Raw genomic sequence first — 16,414 nt, 5'->3', positions numbered from 1 at the left:
CGCGTGCTACTCGTCAGTGACCGGGACGCCCTCGCACAGGGCCTCGGTGGTCAGGTCCTCGGGGGGCAGCTCGTTGATGCTGAACCCGAAGGGCTCCATGAGCTCGAGCCAGCGCTGCTCGTCGGACTTGATCTCGGCGAGCTTCTCGTTGTAGGCGTCGCGCAGCTCCTCGTCGTCCTGGCGGAACACGGTGCCGCCCGCGCCGATCTGCGGCACGCCGTCGATGACCGCGACGAACGATTCAGTGACCTCGACCGGGGCATCGGGGCGCCCCTTGGCCATGTGATTCAGCGATACTCCGGTGAGCGCGAACGCATCGACCCGTCCGTTGATCACCGCGTCCATGCCATCGATCGGATCGCCCACCGGCGTGACGTCGATGCCAAGGGTGTTGGCGTAGTCGACCTCGATCGCGCCGGTCAGCGCGGCGATGCTTGCCCCGGAGTCCGCGAGGGATTGCATGTCCGACAGGTTCATCGGGTTGCCCTCGGGCACCATCAATGCGGTGGTGTACATGATCTCGGGCTCGCTGAACAGTGCTTGCTCGCAGCGGTCGGGCAGGATCGACATGCCCGCGCTCACCGCGTCGAACCGTCCGGCGTTGAGGCCCGGGATGAGCGATCCGAACTCGGTCTGCACGCCCGCGACCTCGTCGATGCCCAGCTCGCCGAAGATCTCCCGGTGCAGGGCGACGGTGCCGCCGGTGAGCTCGCCGTTCTCCTCATAGCTATACGGCGCCTCCCCGGCGAACCCGACGGTGACCACGCCCTCCTCGCGCAGATCGTCGACGCTCAGGGAGTCGCTCGAGCAGCCAGCAACGAGCAGGGCGAGGGAGGCGGGAACGGCGATCGCCGCGCCGCGCAGCGCCCGGCCAGGGCGAGGGGATGAGGCAGGACTCGGGGTCGGTGCGGCCACGGTGTGGGCTCCTTACTCGTTCGGTTGCAGGCACGAGTGCCGGGAAGGTTCCTCGGGCCGACCCTGCCACGGCACGCCGATCACTGCAGGGCCCTGCGCCCTGCCCCCGCCAAGCGTGACTGAGTTGTAACACCTCGGTGCTACGCGGTAGCCCCGCGCTACTGCCCGGGCACGCGATCGTGGCCCGGCCGCAGGAACATCGCGGCGACCGCGCCCCCGGCCACCGCGAGCGCCGGCAGCAGCAACGATTGACCCATCGCCACGCTGAACGCACCGGGATCCCCCGCCGCCGCGAGCGAGCGCAGCCGGACCTCCATGAGCGCGGCGATGCCCGCCGATCCGAGCACCGCACCGGTCTGCCGGGTGGTGTTGTAGACCCCGGCGCCCGCGCCCGCCACCTCAGCGGCGAGGCCGCGCGTGGCGGTCGTCGACAGCGGCGACCAGATCCCGGCGTTGGCCAGGCCGATCAGGGCCAGCGGCACCAGCATCAGGTCGAGCGAGGCATCAACGGCCATGAGCCATCCCAGCCCCGCCGTGGCGCCAGCGAGCAGCAGCAGGCTCGGCACGGCCACGAGCCGGGCGTCGATGCGATCAATAACGCGCCCCACGACCGGCGCAAGCACCCCGGACAGCACCGCCACCGGCACGATGAGCAGGGAGGCGCCCATCGCATCGAGGCCCCGGCCGTCCTGCAGGTACACCATGAGCGGCAGGAACATGCTGGTCATCGCCAGCCCCATCGTCGAGATCGCTATCGCGGCCAGCGTGAAGTTGCGCTGCGCGAACAGCGACAGCGGCATCAGCGCGCCGCCGGCGAGGCGACGCTGGCGGACGACGAACACCACGAGCAGCACCACGCCCGCGGCGAGCATCCCCGGCACGGTCACCAGTCCGATGATCCGGCCCCAGTCGTAGCGCTGGCCCTCCTGGATGGCGAACACCACCAGGAACATTGCCGCGGCAGAGAGCAGCACGCTCGGCAGATCGAGGCGGCGCGCGGTGCGCGGCAGGTCCGGCACCAGCCGCCAGGCCAGCGCCAGCGCGAGGAACCCCAGCGGCACATTGACGAAGAAGATCCACTGCCAGCCGAGCGTGCCGACCAGCAGGCCACCGAGCAGCGGCCCGGCCAGCGTCGCGGCCCCGGCGACCGCGCCCCACATTCCCAGCGCTGCCCCGCGGCGCCGCGCGGGGAACAGCCGCGTGATGATCGCCATCGTCTGCGGATTCATCAGCGAGGCGCCGAGCCCCTGCACGACACGGGCCGCGATGAGCATCCCGATGGTCCCCGCGAGACCGCACGCCAGCGAGGAAAGGGTGAACACTACTAGTCCGGCCATGTAGACCCGCTTGGGCCCGAGGCTGTCGCCGAGCCTGCCGGTGATGAGCAAGGGGACCGCGAACGCGAGGAGGTACGCGCTCGATGCCCACACGGTGGTGGCGATGTCGGTGCCCAGTCCCGCCATGATCGACGGCACCGCCACGGCGACGATCGTGGAATCGACCAGCACCATGAAGAAGCCGAGGCACAGTGCCCACAGCGCGGGCCAGGCCCCCGGGGGAGCCGCGCCGGGCTGGCTGCGCGCGGCGGTCGGCTGGGGAGGTGGCATGGCTCCATCGTGCCGGTCGGAGGTCGCGCTCGCGCGCGGGGGCCCGGGAGTAGGATCCGGTGCATGAGGATCCGTCGCGCCATCATGCCCGTGCTCCTGCCTGCCAGCCTGATGCTGCTCGTGGCTTGCACCGACGATCCTGCGGAGCCAGGGATCGGCGCGACCGCGACGTCCAGCGCTTCGGCGGAACCGGCGACCACAACGGCAGCGCCTACGAGCACCACGCCCGCGGCGTCAGCAACCACGACGTCAACCACGACGTCAGCACCCAGCTCGACCGCGACCGGCCTACCGGGGGAGCCCGCCATGCGGGGCCCCGCGAGCGGTGACGAGCTCGCAGTGATCGGGGTGGCGCACGATGAAGCAGCCATCGTCCGTTCCGTGCCGGGGGAGGAGAGCAGCACGGTCACCGCCCTCGCGCCGGACGCGATGGGCCTGGTCGCCACCGGCGAGGCCCGGTTGCTCGACGACGGCACGACCTGGTTCGAGGTCGAGGCACCGGGCGGCACGGGCTGGATCTCCGCACGGGAGGTCGCCTACCTCGGCAGCACCGATGACACCACCGCCGCGGTGATCGATCGCATCGGTCGTGTCTCGGGCGGGTCGGTGACCGAGGTAGCACGAGCGGTCGGCGATGATCTGGCCTCGGAGGAGCCGCCGAGCCGCATCGTGCAGTCCGGGCCGGAGGTGAGCGGCGACCTTCACGAGGTGCAGATCGATGTGATCGGGCTGGGTGACGACTCGGTGCTCGGGTATCGCATCCGCGTGTTCGGCATGGACGACGAGGGCCCGGACGCATCGGGAGAGGTCGTGCTGCGCACCGTCGAGCAGACCACGATCTGTGCTCGAGGGGTCACCGGCGACGGGCTGTGCGTCTAGCACCCGGCCCATCGCGAGGGCTCCGATAGTGAAGACCGGGCCACGCCCGAGGTGGCTGGATCTACACGATCGGCACCGGCTGGATCAGCGTCCGGGATCAGCGGCGGCGGATCGCTCGGACGACGACGTCGTGGAGCGTTCTTGCCCCGCAGTGGCTGGCCACGGTGCGATGGAACTCCTCGGCCGTCGCGACCTCCCACTCCGCTGGGTCGAGGCGGGCCGTGATGCCCGCTGCGGTCACCAACGTCTCAGTGCTCGGCCCAGCATCACCATGCCACTGGTCGTGGTCGAGGTGCCCGGCGATCAGCAGGGTGCCGCCCGGGGAGACCCAGGAGGAGACCCGGTGATAGAACTCCAGCTGTGGCATCGCGGCGTGCGCGTAGTGCGTGGTGACGAGGTCGTAGGTCGTAGATGGCGCCCACATGGTCAGGTCAGCGTTGACCCATTGCACCCGGTCGGCCACCCCCGTCGCGTTGGCGCGTTCCGCTGCGCGCGCAAGCGCCTCGGCAGCGATATCCACGCCGGTCACCTGCCAGCCGCGCGCCGCGAGCCAGAGGGCCTCGGCTCCCGCGCCGCAGCCGGCCTCGAGGGCCGTGCCAGGTCGCAGGTCGTCGATCTCCCGCACGAGATGCGGATTGGGCGGGCCGCCGGGCATGGCGGCCGGGGCGCCAGATGGGTCGCCTCGCCAATGCTGGTCCCAGTAGCTCTTGTCGAATGCCTGCCGGTCGCTTGATTCCCGCATGCCTCGATGGTGCGCACTGCCCGGCGAAGTAGCAAGGAAAGTTGCTGGCCCAGCAAAATGCGGGAAAGTCTCGGTGCATCGTGGCGACACCGATCGTGAGGATGGGGCCACGCCCGAGGTGGCTGGATCTTCACGATCCGCACGGGCGGGGCCAGCGGCAGCCGATCGCTCGGATACCGCGCCCCAGCGGGCAGCGAGGAAGCGTGGCTCGATCGTAAATTTTGTGTTCCCCGGCTGGGTGGGGCCCGGGAGAGCCACATCACACAGGATGGCCTAACCCCGCAGGTGGAAGGGGGATGCCGCGACGTCGGGGGACCGCTGCTGTAACCGGTGTGTTGCGCTGCCCGCACGCCTGCCCGAAGTGTCCGGTGCGATGCTTCCAGCGCATTGAACCGCAGGTCACAGCGTCTATACAGTTCGGTCCACCAGGACAGCCTGCCGCAGCTCGAGAGGACCGACGTGACCGACATAGCCGACCCGCCCGCCCCGCGCGGCAGCACCACGGACATCGCCGATTCACTGCTCCGCATGGGCCGCCACTTCCAGCGCGGCGAGGCCTCCGAGGACCTGCGCACCCTCCACAAGACCGGCGGCCGCGATGCCGACGCTTTCTACCGCGACCGGATGTCCTATGACAAGGTCGTCCGCTCCACCCACGGCGTGAACTGCACGGGCTCGTGCTCCTGGAAGATCTACGTCAAGGACGGGATCATCACCTGGGAGGCCCAGCAGACCGACTATCCCTCCATCGGCCCTGACAAGCCCGAGTACGAGCCACGCGGCTGCCCCCGCGGCGCCTCGTTCTCCTGGTACACCTACTCCCCGGCGCGGGTGCGCTACCCATACGTCCGTGGCGCGCTGCTCGAGATGTACCGCGCGGCCAAGGAGCGACTGAAGGATCCCGTTCTCGCCTGGGCCGATGTGGCCGAGGACCCGGAGAAATCGGCCCGCTACAAGGCCGCCCGCGGCAAGGGTGGGTTCGTGCGCGCCGAGTGGTGGGAGGCCGCCGAGATGGTCGCCGCCGCGCACGTGCACACCATCAAGAAGTACGGGCCCGACCGGGTCGCCGGGTTCTCCCCGATCCCAGCGATGTCGATGGTCTCCCACGCGATCGGCGCGAGGTTCATCTCGCTGATCGGCGGGGCGATGCTGTCGTTCTACGACTGGTATGCCGACCTGCCGGAGGCCTCGCCGCAGGTATTCGGCGACCAGACCGATGTGCCGGAGTCCGCGGACTGGTTCGACGCCGGCTACCTCATCATGTGGGGCTCCAACGTGCCCGTCACCCGCACCCCGGACGCGCACTACATGACCGAGGCGCGCTACCGGGGCCAGAAGGTCATCGTCGTCTCGCCCGACTACGCCGACAACACCAAGTTCGCCGATCAGTGGCTGCCCGCGCGCCCCGGCACCGACGGCGCCCTGGCCATGTCGATGGGCCATGTGATCCTCAAGGAGTTCTTCGTCGACCGGTCCACCGCCCGGTTCAACGACTACGTCCGCCAGTACACCGACCTGCCGTTCCTCGTCACCATCGCCGAGCGCGAGGACGGCACCCTGGTGCCCGGCAAGTTCCTCACCGCCGCGGACCTTGGTGATACCACCGAGGGCGCCAACTTCAAGACCGTCCTGCTCGACGACGCCACCGGCGAGCCGTTCGTCCCCGGCGGCTCCCTCGGCCATCGCTTCACCGAGGCCGGCAAGGGCAACTGGAACCTCAAGCTCGACGGCATCACCCCGACCCTCACCCTGCACGAGGCGGGAACGGGCAGCGATGCCGCGGAGCTGCTGCTGCCCCGCTACGACACCAGCACCCCCGAGCTGCTGCACCGCGGCGTGCCCACCCGCATCGTCGCTGGCAAGCGCGTCACCACCGTGCTCGACCTGATGCTCGCCCAGTACGGCGTGCACCGCGACGGGCTGCCCGGCACCTGGCCCACCGGCTACGACGACCCGTCCGAGCCCTACACCCCGGCCTGGCAGGAAGGCATCACCGGCGTCAAGGCCGCCGATGCGATCAAGGTGGCCCGCGAGTTCGCCGACAACGCCGAGCGCTCCGGCGGGCGCTCGATGATCCTCATGGGCGCGGGCACGAACCACTGGTTCCACTCCGACCAGATCTACCGCTCCTTCCTCGCGCTGACCCTGCTCACCGGCTGCCAGGGCGTCAACGGCGGCGGCTGGGCGCACTACGTCGGCCAGGAGAAGTGCCGCCCGCTGACCGGCTGGGGCACCCTCGCCTTCGGCCTGGACTGGACGCGCCCCGCACGCCAGATGCAGGGCACCATCTTCTGGTACCTGTCGACCGACCAATGGCGCTACGACCCCTTCACCTCCGAGGTGATGGCGTCCCCGCTGGCCAAGGGAGCGTTCGCCGGGCGCACCGCCGCCGACAACATCGCGCTGGCCTCCCGGCTCGGCTGGATGCCCACCTACCCGTCGTTCAACCGCAACCCCCTCGACCTCGTCGATGAGGCAGAACGCCTCGGCAAGGACCCCATCGATCACGTCGTCGATGGGCTGAAGTCCGGGCACTTGCAGTTCGCGTGCGAGGACCCCGACGCGCCCGAGAACTTCCCCCGCGTGCTCACGGTGTGGCGATCGAACCTGCTCGGATCCTCGGCGAAGGGCAACGAGTACTTCCTCAAGCACCTGCTCGGCGCGGACACCAACCTGCGCGCCGACGACGCCACCGGCATCCGCCCCCAGGAGCTCAAGTGGCATGACGACGCCCCAGCGGGCAAGCTCGACCTGCTGCTGTCGCTGGACTTCCGCATGACCTCGACGACGTTGTTCTCCGACATCGTGCTGCCCGCCGCCACCTGGTACGAGAAGCATGACCTGTCGAGCACCGACATGCACCCGTTCGTGCACGCGTTCTCCCCGGCGATCTCCCCGCCCTGGGAGGCCAAGACCGACTTCGAGGCGTTCCACCGCATCGCGCGCGGCTTCGGCTGGCTCGCCGAGAAGCACCTCGGCACCCGCAAGGACATCGTCGCCACCCCGCTGATGCATGACACCGCCGACGCCACCGCCCAGCCCGGCGGCATCGTGCGGGACTGGAAGGCAGGGGAGTGCGAGCCCATCCCCGGGGTGACCATGCCGAAGCTACAGGTCGTGGAGCGTGACTTCGCCGCGGTCGCCGAGAAGATGGCCGCACTCGGCCCGCTCGTCGAGCAGATCGGCCTGACCGTCAAGGGCGTCACCACCTTCCCGGACGAGGAGGTCGAGCACCTCAAGGCCACCAACGGTGTCGTGCCGAGCGGTCCCGCGGCCGGGCGCCCCATGCTCAAGAAGGACACCCACGCCGCCGAGGCCGTCCTGGCGCTGTCCGGAACCACCAATGGGCGGCTGGCCACCGAGGGGTTCCAGAGCCTCGAGACCCGCACCGGCACCCAGCTCGCGGACCTCGCCGCCGAGCACGAGGGCAAGCGCATCACCTTCGCCGACACCCAGGCCCGCCCCGTGCCCGTCATCACCTCGCCGGAGTGGTCGGGCTCGGAGTCCGGGGGACGCCGCTACAGCCCGTTCACCATCAACACCGAGCGGCTCAAGCCCTGGCACACCCTCACCGGCCGGCAGCACTTCTACCTCGACCACGACTGGATGGCCGAGCTCGGCGAGCAGCTCCCGGTGTTCCGGCCGCCACTGGACATGACCGCCCTGTTCTCCGAGCCCACCATCGGCAACGTCGGCGACCGCGAGGGCACCCCAGCGATCACCGTGCGGTACCTCACCCCGCACTCCAAGTGGTCCATCCACTCCGCCTACCAGGACAACCTGCACATGCTGACCCTCTCGCGAGGTGGCCAGGGCATCTGGATGTCCGCGGTCGACGCCGCCCGGATCGGGGTGGCCGACAACGACTGGATCGAGGCGACCAACCGCAACGGCGTCGTTGTCGCCCGCGCCATCGTCTCCCACCGCATGCCCGAGGGGACGGTGTTCATGTACCACGCGCAGGACCGGGCGGTGGACGTGCCGCGCATCGAGCGCACCGGCAAGCGCGGGGGCATCCACAACGCGCTCACCCGCATCATGATCAAGCCCTCGCACCTCATCGGCGGCTACGCCCAGCAGTCCTTCGCCATCAACTACCACGGGCCCACCGGCAACCAGCGCGACGAGGTCACCACCATCCGGCGCCGCGACCAGGACGTGCAGTACTGATGCCCGCCCCGACCAGCCCGCCCGCGAACCCCCGGCCCACGCGAGGAGCAGATCAATGAGACCAATGGCCCAGATCGCCATGGTGATGAACCTGGACAAGTGCATCGGATGCCACACCTGCTCGGTGACATGCAAGCAGGCATGGACCAACCGGCCCGGCGTCGAGTACGCCTGGTTCAACAACGTCGAGACCCGCCCCGGCCAGGGCTATCCGCGCCAGTACCAGGACCAGGAGCGGTGGAAGGGCGGCTGGACGCGCACCAAGCGCGGCACCGTCACCCTCAAGTCCGGCTCGCGGCTCAAGCGGCTCGCCAACATCTTCGCCAATCCCGACCTGCCCACGATCAGCGACTACTACGAGCCGTGGACCTACGACTACAGCTCCATCCTCGGCTCCGGGCCGATGGACACCTCCCCGGTGGCCCGGCCGAAGTCCGCGATCACCGGTGATGACACCAAGATCACCTGGGGCGCGAACTGGGACGACGACCTCGGATCCGGTCCCGAGGCCATCGCGCAGGACCCGATCCTCAAGCAGGTCGGCGCCAAGATCAAGCTTGAGTTCGAGCAGACGTTCATGTTCTACCTGCCGCGGATCTGCGAGCACTGCCTCAACCCCTCCTGCGCGGCATCGTGCCCCTCCGGCGCGATCTACAAGCGCTCCGAGGACGGCATCGTGCTCGTCGACCAGGACAAGTGCCGCGGCTGGCGCCAGTGCGTCACCGGCTGCCCCTACAAGAAGATCTACTTCAACCACAAGACCGGCAAGGCCGAGAAGTGCACGTTCTGCTACCCGCGCGTGGAGGTGGGCATCCCCACCATCTGCTCGGAGACGTGCGTCGGCAGGCTCCGCTACATCGGCGTGATGCTCTATGACGCCGACGCCGTCAAGCAGGCATGCGAGGTGCCCGACGACAAGGACCTCTACCCGGCGCAGCTCAACGTCTTCCTCAACCCGCACGATCCTCGCGTCGTGGATGCCTGCGAGAAGGCTGGCATCTCGCCCGAGTGGATCGACGCCGCCCAGAACTCGCCTGTCTACAAGCTCATCGCCGACTACCAGGTCGCGCTGCCCCTGCACCCGGAGTACCGCACCATGCCGATGGTCTGGTACGTCCCGCCGCTGTCGCCGGTAGTGGACGCGGTCACCGAGTCCGGCGGGGACGGGGAGGACGGTGACAACCTCTTCGGCGCGATCGATGCGCTGCGTATCCCCATCGAGTACCTCGCCGAGCTCTTCACCGCCGGTGATCCTGGTCCCGTGCGGGCGGCGCTGCAGCGGCTCGCCGCGATGCGCTCGCACATGCGCCAGATCAACCTCGGCGAGGAGATCGATCCCACGATCGCTGAATCCGTGCGGCTGACCAGCTATGAGGTCGAGGCCATGTACCGGCTGCTCGCCATCGCCAAGTACGACGAGCGCTACGTCATCCCCACCGGCGCCACCTCCGACGCCCACAAGCTCGAGGCGATCGCCACCTCGTGCAGCCTCGACACCGACGGCGGGCCCGGCATGAACCCGGCCGGGATGACGGCCTTCGACGCGATGGCCGAGAAGTTCCACCTCCTCGATGACACGAACACGGCAGCACCCGAGGACAAGTCGGGCCGGGTCAACCTGCTGAACTGGGACGGCGGCGCCACCGACGGCATCGTGCCGGAGCGTGTGTCATGAGCCTGCGCGGGATGCTGCGGCGCACCGGCAACGCCGAGGAGGCCTACAGCGACCGGGAGAAGCGGCTCGTGTGGCGCCTCGCCGCGCTGCTGCTCGACTACCCATCGCCCAACACCCTCGTCATGCTCGGCGACCTGTGCGACGCCACCTACCAGATCAGCGATCCGGCAGCAGAATCGCTGCGCGCCTTCATCACCCACGCCGAGCGCACCCCGCAGCTCGCCCTCGCGCAGGCCTACGTCGAGACCTTCGACATGCGGCGGCGGTCGAGCCTGCATCTCACCTACTACGCCTACGGCGATACCCGCAAGCGCGGCACCGCCCTGCTGATGATGAAGCAGGCCTACCGCCGCGGCGGGGTCGACATCGGCGAGCAGGAGCTGCCCGACTACCTGCCCGCGGTCCTCGAGTTCGCCGCCACCACCGATCCCATCGGCGGGGAGCGGATCCTTGCCCGGCACCGGGCCGTGCTCGAGCTGCTGCGGCTCTCCCTGCACGACAGTGGCTCCCCGTACGCCAGCGTCCTCGACGCCCTCTGCGGCACGCTGCGACCCTTGACCACCGTCGATAGGGCCGAGATCAACGTCCTCGCGGCAGAGGGGCCGCCCGAGGAGGAGGTCGGCCTCGACCCCTACGCCATCGACCCCACCCTCGCCGAGCATCCCCTCGCCCAGCGCGCCCGGCCCCAGGGCGGTGGCGCGAGCGCTTGCGGCAGCAGCTCCGTGCCCGAGTTGCTCGGCCAGCCCGCCTTCCCCCAGACTCCCGGAGGACCCCAGTGAATACCCTGCTCTGGCAGATCCTTCCCTACATCGCGCTCATGTCGTTCGCCCTCGGGCACCTCTGGCGCTACCGCCACGACCAGTTCGGCTGGACCACCCGCTCCTCCCAGATCTACGAGACCCGCCTGCTGCGGCTCGGCAGCCCCCTGTTCCACCTCGGGCTGCTCGCCGTCATCGGCGGCCACGTCGGTGGCCTCGCGATCCCCAAGTCCTGGACCCAGGCCGCGGGCATCTCCGACCACGCCTACCACTACCTCGCCGTCATCCCGGGCACCCTCGCGGGCATCGCGGTCGTCGCAGGCCTCGCGATCCTGCTCTACCGGCGCATCACTGTCCCCGCCGTCCGCAAGGCCACCACCCGCGGCGACATCGCCATGTACACGGTGCTCGTGCTGACCATCATCACTGGAATGGTCAACACCGTGTGGGAGAACATCGTCGCCGGGGGCTACGACTACCGCGAAACGGTTTCGCCGTGGTTCCGCTCGATCTTCTACCTCGGGCCCGACCCCACCCTCATGGAGGGGATCCCGCTGAGCTTCCAGCTGCACGCCCTCGCCGCGCTCGCGCTGTTCACGATGTGGCCCTACACCCGGCTCGTGCACGTCTTCAGCGCCCCTGTCGGCTACCTCTTCCGCCCCTACGTCGTCTACCGCAGCAAGGACCTCGCCAAGAAGGGCCGCACCCCCTACGACCGGGCCTGGGAGACCGCCAACAGCCGTCGCTAGGCCCGCGCGCGGGCGCGGTCCGACATGCCGGGTGGCGGCGCCGCTGCTAACGTCGGCCTTATGGCCTACATCGACGATACGAGCTCGCTCATCTGGCACATGTCCCGCAAGCTGTTTCGTCGAAACATGGCCAGCCTGAACCTCATCGAGCTCGACGGCAGCCAGTCGGCGCCCCGGACCGCCGAGCAGCTCCAGGCCTACGTGGCCGCGATGCTCAAGGACCATCCCCTCTATGCCGCGGTGCCGAGGCCCGCGCCACTCGGCATCGGCCGCACGATGCTCGAGCCCGCCGTCGAGCCCGACCTCGCTCGCCACGTCGAGGTCAGGCCGGTATCGGGCGAACGGAAGTGGTCCGACGCCTGCCGGGACCTCGTCGATATCGCCGAGGAATCGCTCGACGAGGATCGGCCACCATGGAGGATCATCCTCCTCACCGGCCTCATCGACCCGCCCATGCCCATGAAGGACGCCGCGGCGCTCATCATCACCGCCGACCACGCGGTGCTCGATGGCGCGGCGATCGTCCAGTTCGCGCGCCAGCTGCTTCCCTCCGAGCCCAGCGCCGAACTTTCCAGCGCCGAACTGCCCAGCGCCGAGCTGTCCCGCCAGGCGGGCGCCATCGCGCCCCCGCGGCCGCGCCCCGCTGCATCCCTCCCCGCCGCGCTCGCCGACATCCCGCGCCGGGCCCGCACCATCGCGAGCTCGCTGCTCGAGGCGCAGCGCGCGGCCAGGCACGCGCGATCCAGCCTCGCCGCGCTCGATCCCCGCCCCCAAACGATCCTCGACGCGTCCGGGTTCACCCACCGCGTCTATGACGGCTTCCCCATGCCGCTCGCGCACCTCACGACGATCCGGCAGCTCGCGCCCGGCGCCACGATCAACGATGTCGCCCTGTCGGTCATCGCCGGTGCCCAGCGCCGCTACCTCGAGCGGTTTAGCACCATCCCCGAGCGACCCATCCACTGCGCCATCACCGTCGCGCTCCAGAAGCATGGCCACGACCGCGCTACCGGCACCTCGGAGCTGCTCGGCAACGAGATCACCGGCGCGATCATCCCCCTCGACCTGCAGGCCAGCGACCCGCGCGAGCGGCTCGCCGCGATCGCGCGCGAATCACGAGCGCGCAAGCAAGCAATCCGCGACGGCGCGCGCGTGCCCATCGAGCGGGCGATCCGCACCCTGCCACCAGGCTTGCTCACTGCAGCCAGCCGCCTCGCGCCACGATCGAACGGATCACCGGTCAACACGAGCCTGGCCAACGTGCCCCGCGGGCCCGAGCCCATGTATTTCGCTGATGCTCCCGTCCGGGTGTCGTTCGGGCTTCCGCTGCTCAACCCCGGAGCGCACATGTCGCATCATCTCACCTCGCTCGGCGATATCGCCGCGCTCGGATTCATTGCCGACGCGACCTCCCTTGCCCACCCGCGCGACTACCTCGCCATGCTGCGCGACTCGCTCGACGAGCACTACCGGCTCGCCGCAGGAGAGCAGGCAGCCAGCCGGGACCGGGGGCGCTAGGCTGGCAGCATGTCCGTCGGCATCATGGGCCAAGCCCAATGCGAGGAAGGGGGCCCGAGCCCGTGCCTGCCACCCGCCCCACAGTCCTGATCACTGGTGCCGCTGCCGGGATCGGCCGTGCCACCGCGCTTGCCTTCGCCCGGTCCGGCTACCTCGTCGGCGCATATGACATCGACGAGGCCGGAACCGACCGTCTCGCCCGCAGCGCGCCCGGCGACAGCATCGTCCCCGGCTATCTCGACGTCACCGACCCCGGCTCCTGGACCGCTGCGCTCGATGCGTTCATGGATCGCACTAGCGGGCGCCTGGATGTGCTCGTCAACAATGCCGGCATCCTCCGGGCCGGTCCCTTCGTCGACATTCCCCTCGACTCGCAGCACCAGATCACCCGCGTCAACGTCGATGGCGTGCTCAACGGCTGCTACCTCGCGCATCCCTACCTCAAGGCCACGCCCGGCGCGCACGTCATCAACCTGTGCTCCGCCTCTGCCATCTATGGGCAGGCCGAGCTCGCCGCCTACTCCGCCAGCAAGTTCGCCGTGCGAGGCCTGACCGAGGCCCTCGACCTCGAATGGCGCCGCGACGATATCCGCGTCACCGCCATCTGGCCCCTGTTCGTCGATACCGCGATGATCACCACCGAGAAGACCAGCTCCATGAAGTCCCTCGGCGTGCACCTGGACCCCGAGGACGTGGCGAACAAGATCATCGCCGTCGCGCGGCCCCACCGGTGGCGAGTGCCGCGGGCCGTGCACGTACCCGTCGGCGCCCAGGCCTCCGCCATGCTCGCCAGCGCCCAGGTCACCCCGCTGCGGCTGCTGCGCGCCATTAATCGACGGATCGATCGCGCATGACCGGCCCCGATCCCACCGCCGGGAGCTCGCGGGGCAGGCGCCCGCACGGCATCGACGACGAGACGGTAGCCGCGCTCGGCAAGCTCTCCGAGGCCCTCGAGATGGTCGAGCGGGCCCGTGGCCACCTCTACTCGTTCCACCAGCTCATCGGCGGAGCGGACAAGCGCCTCAGCGATGCTGTCGAGCAGTTCGCCGATGCCGGGCACGAGCAGCTCGCCGAACGGCTGCGCACCGAGCTGATCGGGCTCAATGTGCTGGATGGCCGCTGGACCTTCCAGGTCGTCGAGGAGTTCGACGACGGCTACTGGACCACCTTCCGCGAGCTCGAGCAGCATGCCCGGGACACCCTCGCCGAGGGGATCCGCCACATCCTCGAGGCCGAGGTGAAGGAGAGCAACCGGACCCCCGGCAGGCCCGGGCACGAGCCCGCGCCGCCGCGCCGCGACGGTGCTGCGGATGATCCGCGATGATCAACAACCGCTACCACCATCTAGTCCTCGGCGAGCACGCCCTCGAGCGCCAGCACCGCAGCGGCTCCTACGTTGCCTACGGCACCCACCTCGAGCGCCCCGACGACGGCCCGCAGGATCTCGGCGACCGCGAGCTCGCCTTCCTCGCCCGCGCCTTCCAGTTCCACCTTGCCACCATCACCCCTGCCGGATGGCCCTACCTCCAGTACCGCAGCGGGCCCCGCGGCTTCCTCCAGCACCTCGGCGGCAATCGCATCGGTTTCGCGGACCTGCGCGGCAACGCCCAGTACGCCTCGGTCGGCAACATCGAGCACAACGGGCGCGTCGCGCTGATCCTCATCGACCACCCTCGGCGGCAACGCCTCAAGCTCCTCGGCACCGCCACCGTCATCGACCGCGACACCGACCCGGACCTGCTCGAGCGGCTCGTGACGATCGGCACCACCCGAATGACCGCCCAGGCCGAGCGCAGCATCATCCTCGACATCGAGGCGCGCGACTGGAACTGCGCGCGCAGCATCGTGCCGCTCTACGACCGTGACTACATCTCCGAGCTCTCCGGCCTCTACCAGGCCCAGATCGTGGAACTGCGCAGCGAGGTGCAGCAGCTGCGCGCCGAGATCGAGCGCCTGCGGGCGGGGTAGCCCGCTACGCCAGAACGCTGCCGTCGGGGCAGGGATGATCCACCGTCACCAGCGTCACCGCCCCATCCTCGCGATGCGCGCCGAGGGTGAGCACCTCCGACTTGATGCCCGCCACCCGCACCGGCTCGAGGTTGCACACGCACGCCACCTGCTTGCCGACGAGCTGCTCGGGCTCGTACAGATCGGTGATCTGCGCGCTCGACGTGCGGATGCCCAGCGGCCCGAGATCGATGCGCAGCACCAGGGCAGGCTTGCGGGCCCTGGGGTTGGCCCACGCCTCGATGATCGTGCCGATGCGCACCTCGACGGGCCCGAGGTCAGCCAGAGTAGCGCCACCGATCGCCATGCGAGCTCCTTCGTGGTCGGTGAATCACTCGCCGGGCGCGCGGCCGGACTCGGTGTAGGCGATCCCCTTGCCCTCGAGCGCGGCGAGCGCGGCCTCGATGCGGCGCGCGGTGAAGTCCGCGCACACCCGCCGCACCTGCTCGATGCTGCAGAACTGGGCGCCGCGGATCTCCTTGGCCTCGAGCACCATGCGATCGACGATGCTGCTGTCGTGGATCCCGCCGTCGAACACCAGGCACACGGCATCATCCCAGCCACCCCAGGGGGGCAGCCAGTCGGTGAGCACGAGGGGACCGGCGTCGAGGGTGACGCCCAGCTCCTCCTCGGCCTCGCGGCCCGCGGCGAGATGCGGGGACTCGCCCACTTCCACGACCCCGCCCGGCAGGTCCCAGTCCCGCTTGTACGTCAGCTGGCAGAGCAGAACACGCCCCTCCTCGTCGCGGACGATCAGCTGCGCGATGGCGCGCTTGCGGGGCAGGAACGCGTTGAGGATCTCCCGGAATCCGGCCGGGTCGTAGAGGGGACGGTCATCGGCGAGGCGCGCGAGCACCACCGCATCGCGCCGCCGCTCGGTCGGCTCGGTGTTCGCGTCCGCGCGGATCGCGCCCTGCCGCAAGGTTCCCTCGCGGCGCATCCCGGCGCGGGTGGCCAGGCGGATCGACCGCTCGTCGTCGGGATCGACGTGGGCCTGCAAGCGCGCGTAGCCGAGCGAGTCGAAGGCGTACTCGGCGAGCAGGGCGAGCGCACGGGTGGCCAGGCCCCGGCCCCGGTTCCCGGCGAAGAGCAGCCACGCTAGCTCCCCGGTGCGATTGGCGGCGCGCCGGACCTCCACGTAGCCCACGGGCAGTTCCTCGTGCTCGATGACGAGGCTGAGCAGCTCGCCCGTGCGGAAAGCCTCGGCAGCCTCGTGGGGCGCCTCGGCGATCCGCCGGGAATCGGGCGTGCCGATCCAGCGGTGCGCCTCGCCATCGTGTCCGCGCAGCGCCACCTCGATGTCGCTCTCGCGCCACGGTCGCAGCGTCACCACCCCATCGGTGAGCACCGGGGGTTGCTGCTGCTCGATCGATTCTGAGCCCACGGGTGCTAGC

At 69.8% G+C, this 16,414-nt stretch carries 15 protein-coding genes; 10 read left to right on the top strand and 5 right to left on the bottom strand.

Features of this window, described 5'->3' with window-relative positions; all coding sequences use genetic code 11:
* Nucleotides 1-6: 6 nt before the first annotated feature.
* Nucleotides 7-915, bottom strand: coding sequence for an ectoine/hydroxyectoine ABC transporter substrate-binding protein EhuB (gene ehuB / locus QC765_RS00900; protein WP_373876625.1), 909 nt, complete (start codon nucleotides 913-915; stop codon nucleotides 7-9).
* A gap of 158 nt (nucleotides 916-1,073) precedes the next feature.
* Entirely contained in the window at nucleotides 1,074-2,522 is a 1,449-nt protein-coding gene (locus tag QC765_RS00895; protein WP_278312532.1) for a DHA2 family efflux MFS transporter permease subunit, read from the bottom strand.
* Nucleotides 2,523-2,581: 59 nt separating this feature from the next.
* Between QC765_RS00895 and QC765_RS00890 the strand changes: the two genes are divergently transcribed.
* Both QC765_RS00890 and QC765_RS00885 read left to right on the top strand, forming a co-directional pair.
* Complete coding sequence (locus QC765_RS00890; RefSeq protein ID WP_278312531.1) at nucleotides 2,582-2,851, top strand: hypothetical protein; 270 nt, start codon at nucleotides 2,582-2,584, stop codon at nucleotides 2,849-2,851.
* Complete coding sequence (locus tag QC765_RS00885) at nucleotides 2,829-3,401, top strand: hypothetical protein (protein ID WP_278312530.1); 573 nt, start codon at nucleotides 2,829-2,831, stop codon at nucleotides 3,399-3,401. The genes QC765_RS00890 and QC765_RS00885 overlap by 23 nt, the downstream gene beginning before the upstream one ends.
* Nucleotides 3,402-3,498: 97 nt before the next feature.
* Here QC765_RS00885 and QC765_RS00880 read toward each other — a convergent pair whose 3' ends face one another.
* Nucleotides 3,499-4,143 (bottom strand): class I SAM-dependent methyltransferase, encoded by a 645-nt coding sequence (locus tag QC765_RS00880; RefSeq protein WP_278312529.1) that lies wholly within the window; start codon nucleotides 4,141-4,143, stop codon nucleotides 3,499-3,501.
* 528 nt (nucleotides 4,144-4,671) lie between these two features.
* On the opposite strand from QC765_RS00880, the gene QC765_RS00875 reads away from it, so the two are divergent.
* The 8 genes from QC765_RS00875 to QC765_RS00840 all read left to right on the top strand — a co-directional run bounded on the left by QC765_RS00875 (nucleotide 4,672) and on the right by QC765_RS00840 (nucleotide 14,981).
* Nucleotides 4,672-8,313 carry a nitrate reductase subunit alpha gene (locus QC765_RS00875; RefSeq protein WP_278312769.1) on the top strand — a complete coding sequence of 1,214 codons (3,642 nt, stop codon included), beginning with the start codon at nucleotides 4,672-4,674 and terminating at the stop codon, nucleotides 8,311-8,313.
* A 55-nt stretch (nucleotides 8,314-8,368) separates the two neighbouring features.
* On the top strand, nucleotides 8,369-9,988 hold the full coding sequence (gene narH / locus QC765_RS00870) for a nitrate reductase subunit beta (RefSeq protein ID WP_278312528.1): 1,620 nt from the start codon (nucleotides 8,369-8,371) through the stop codon (nucleotides 9,986-9,988).
* Nucleotides 9,985-10,767: a nitrate reductase molybdenum cofactor assembly chaperone gene (gene narJ, locus QC765_RS00865; RefSeq protein WP_278312527.1), complete on the top strand. Its 783-nt coding sequence runs from the start codon at nucleotides 9,985-9,987 to the stop codon at nucleotides 10,765-10,767. The genes narH and narJ overlap by 4 nt, the downstream gene beginning before the upstream one ends.
* Complete coding sequence (narI, locus tag QC765_RS00860; RefSeq protein WP_278312526.1) at nucleotides 10,764-11,495, top strand: respiratory nitrate reductase subunit gamma; 732 nt, start codon at nucleotides 10,764-10,766, stop codon at nucleotides 11,493-11,495. Before narJ ends, narI begins: the two co-directional genes overlap by 4 nt.
* Before the next feature lie 60 nt (nucleotides 11,496-11,555).
* Nucleotides 11,556-13,013 (top strand): wax ester/triacylglycerol synthase domain-containing protein, encoded by a 1,458-nt coding sequence (locus QC765_RS00855; protein ID WP_278312525.1) that lies wholly within the window; start codon nucleotides 11,556-11,558, stop codon nucleotides 13,011-13,013.
* Between the two features lie 62 nt (nucleotides 13,014-13,075).
* On the top strand, nucleotides 13,076-13,867 hold the full coding sequence (locus tag QC765_RS00850) for an SDR family oxidoreductase (protein WP_278312524.1): 792 nt from the start codon (nucleotides 13,076-13,078) through the stop codon (nucleotides 13,865-13,867).
* Nucleotides 13,864-14,337: a hypothetical protein gene (locus QC765_RS00845; RefSeq protein WP_278312523.1), complete on the top strand. Its 474-nt coding sequence runs from the start codon at nucleotides 13,864-13,866 to the stop codon at nucleotides 14,335-14,337. The genes QC765_RS00850 and QC765_RS00845 overlap by 4 nt, the downstream gene beginning before the upstream one ends.
* Nucleotides 14,334-14,981 (top strand): pyridoxamine 5'-phosphate oxidase family protein, encoded by a 648-nt coding sequence (locus tag QC765_RS00840; protein WP_278312522.1) that lies wholly within the window; start codon nucleotides 14,334-14,336, stop codon nucleotides 14,979-14,981. The genes QC765_RS00845 and QC765_RS00840 overlap by 4 nt, the downstream gene beginning before the upstream one ends.
* A gap of 4 nt (nucleotides 14,982-14,985) precedes the next feature.
* Here the strand turns inward: QC765_RS00840 and QC765_RS00835 are convergent, their stop codons facing one another.
* Entirely contained in the window at nucleotides 14,986-15,327 is a 342-nt protein-coding gene (locus QC765_RS00835) for a tRNA-binding protein (protein WP_278312521.1), read from the bottom strand.
* A gap of 24 nt (nucleotides 15,328-15,351) precedes the next feature.
* A complete protein-coding gene (locus QC765_RS00830) occupies nucleotides 15,352-16,404 on the bottom strand; it encodes an NUDIX hydrolase (protein WP_278312520.1) in 1,053 nt (350 codons plus the stop codon).
* Nucleotides 16,405-16,414 lie beyond the last annotated feature (10 nt).

The organism is Hoyosella levis, assembly GCF_026008515.1.
GTDB classification, from domain to species: domain Bacteria; phylum Actinomycetota; class Actinomycetes; order Mycobacteriales; family Mycobacteriaceae; genus Lolliginicoccus; species Lolliginicoccus levis.
The sequence above is the reverse complement of the archived record's forward strand: the minus strand, read 5'-3'. Positions and strand labels throughout refer to the sequence as shown.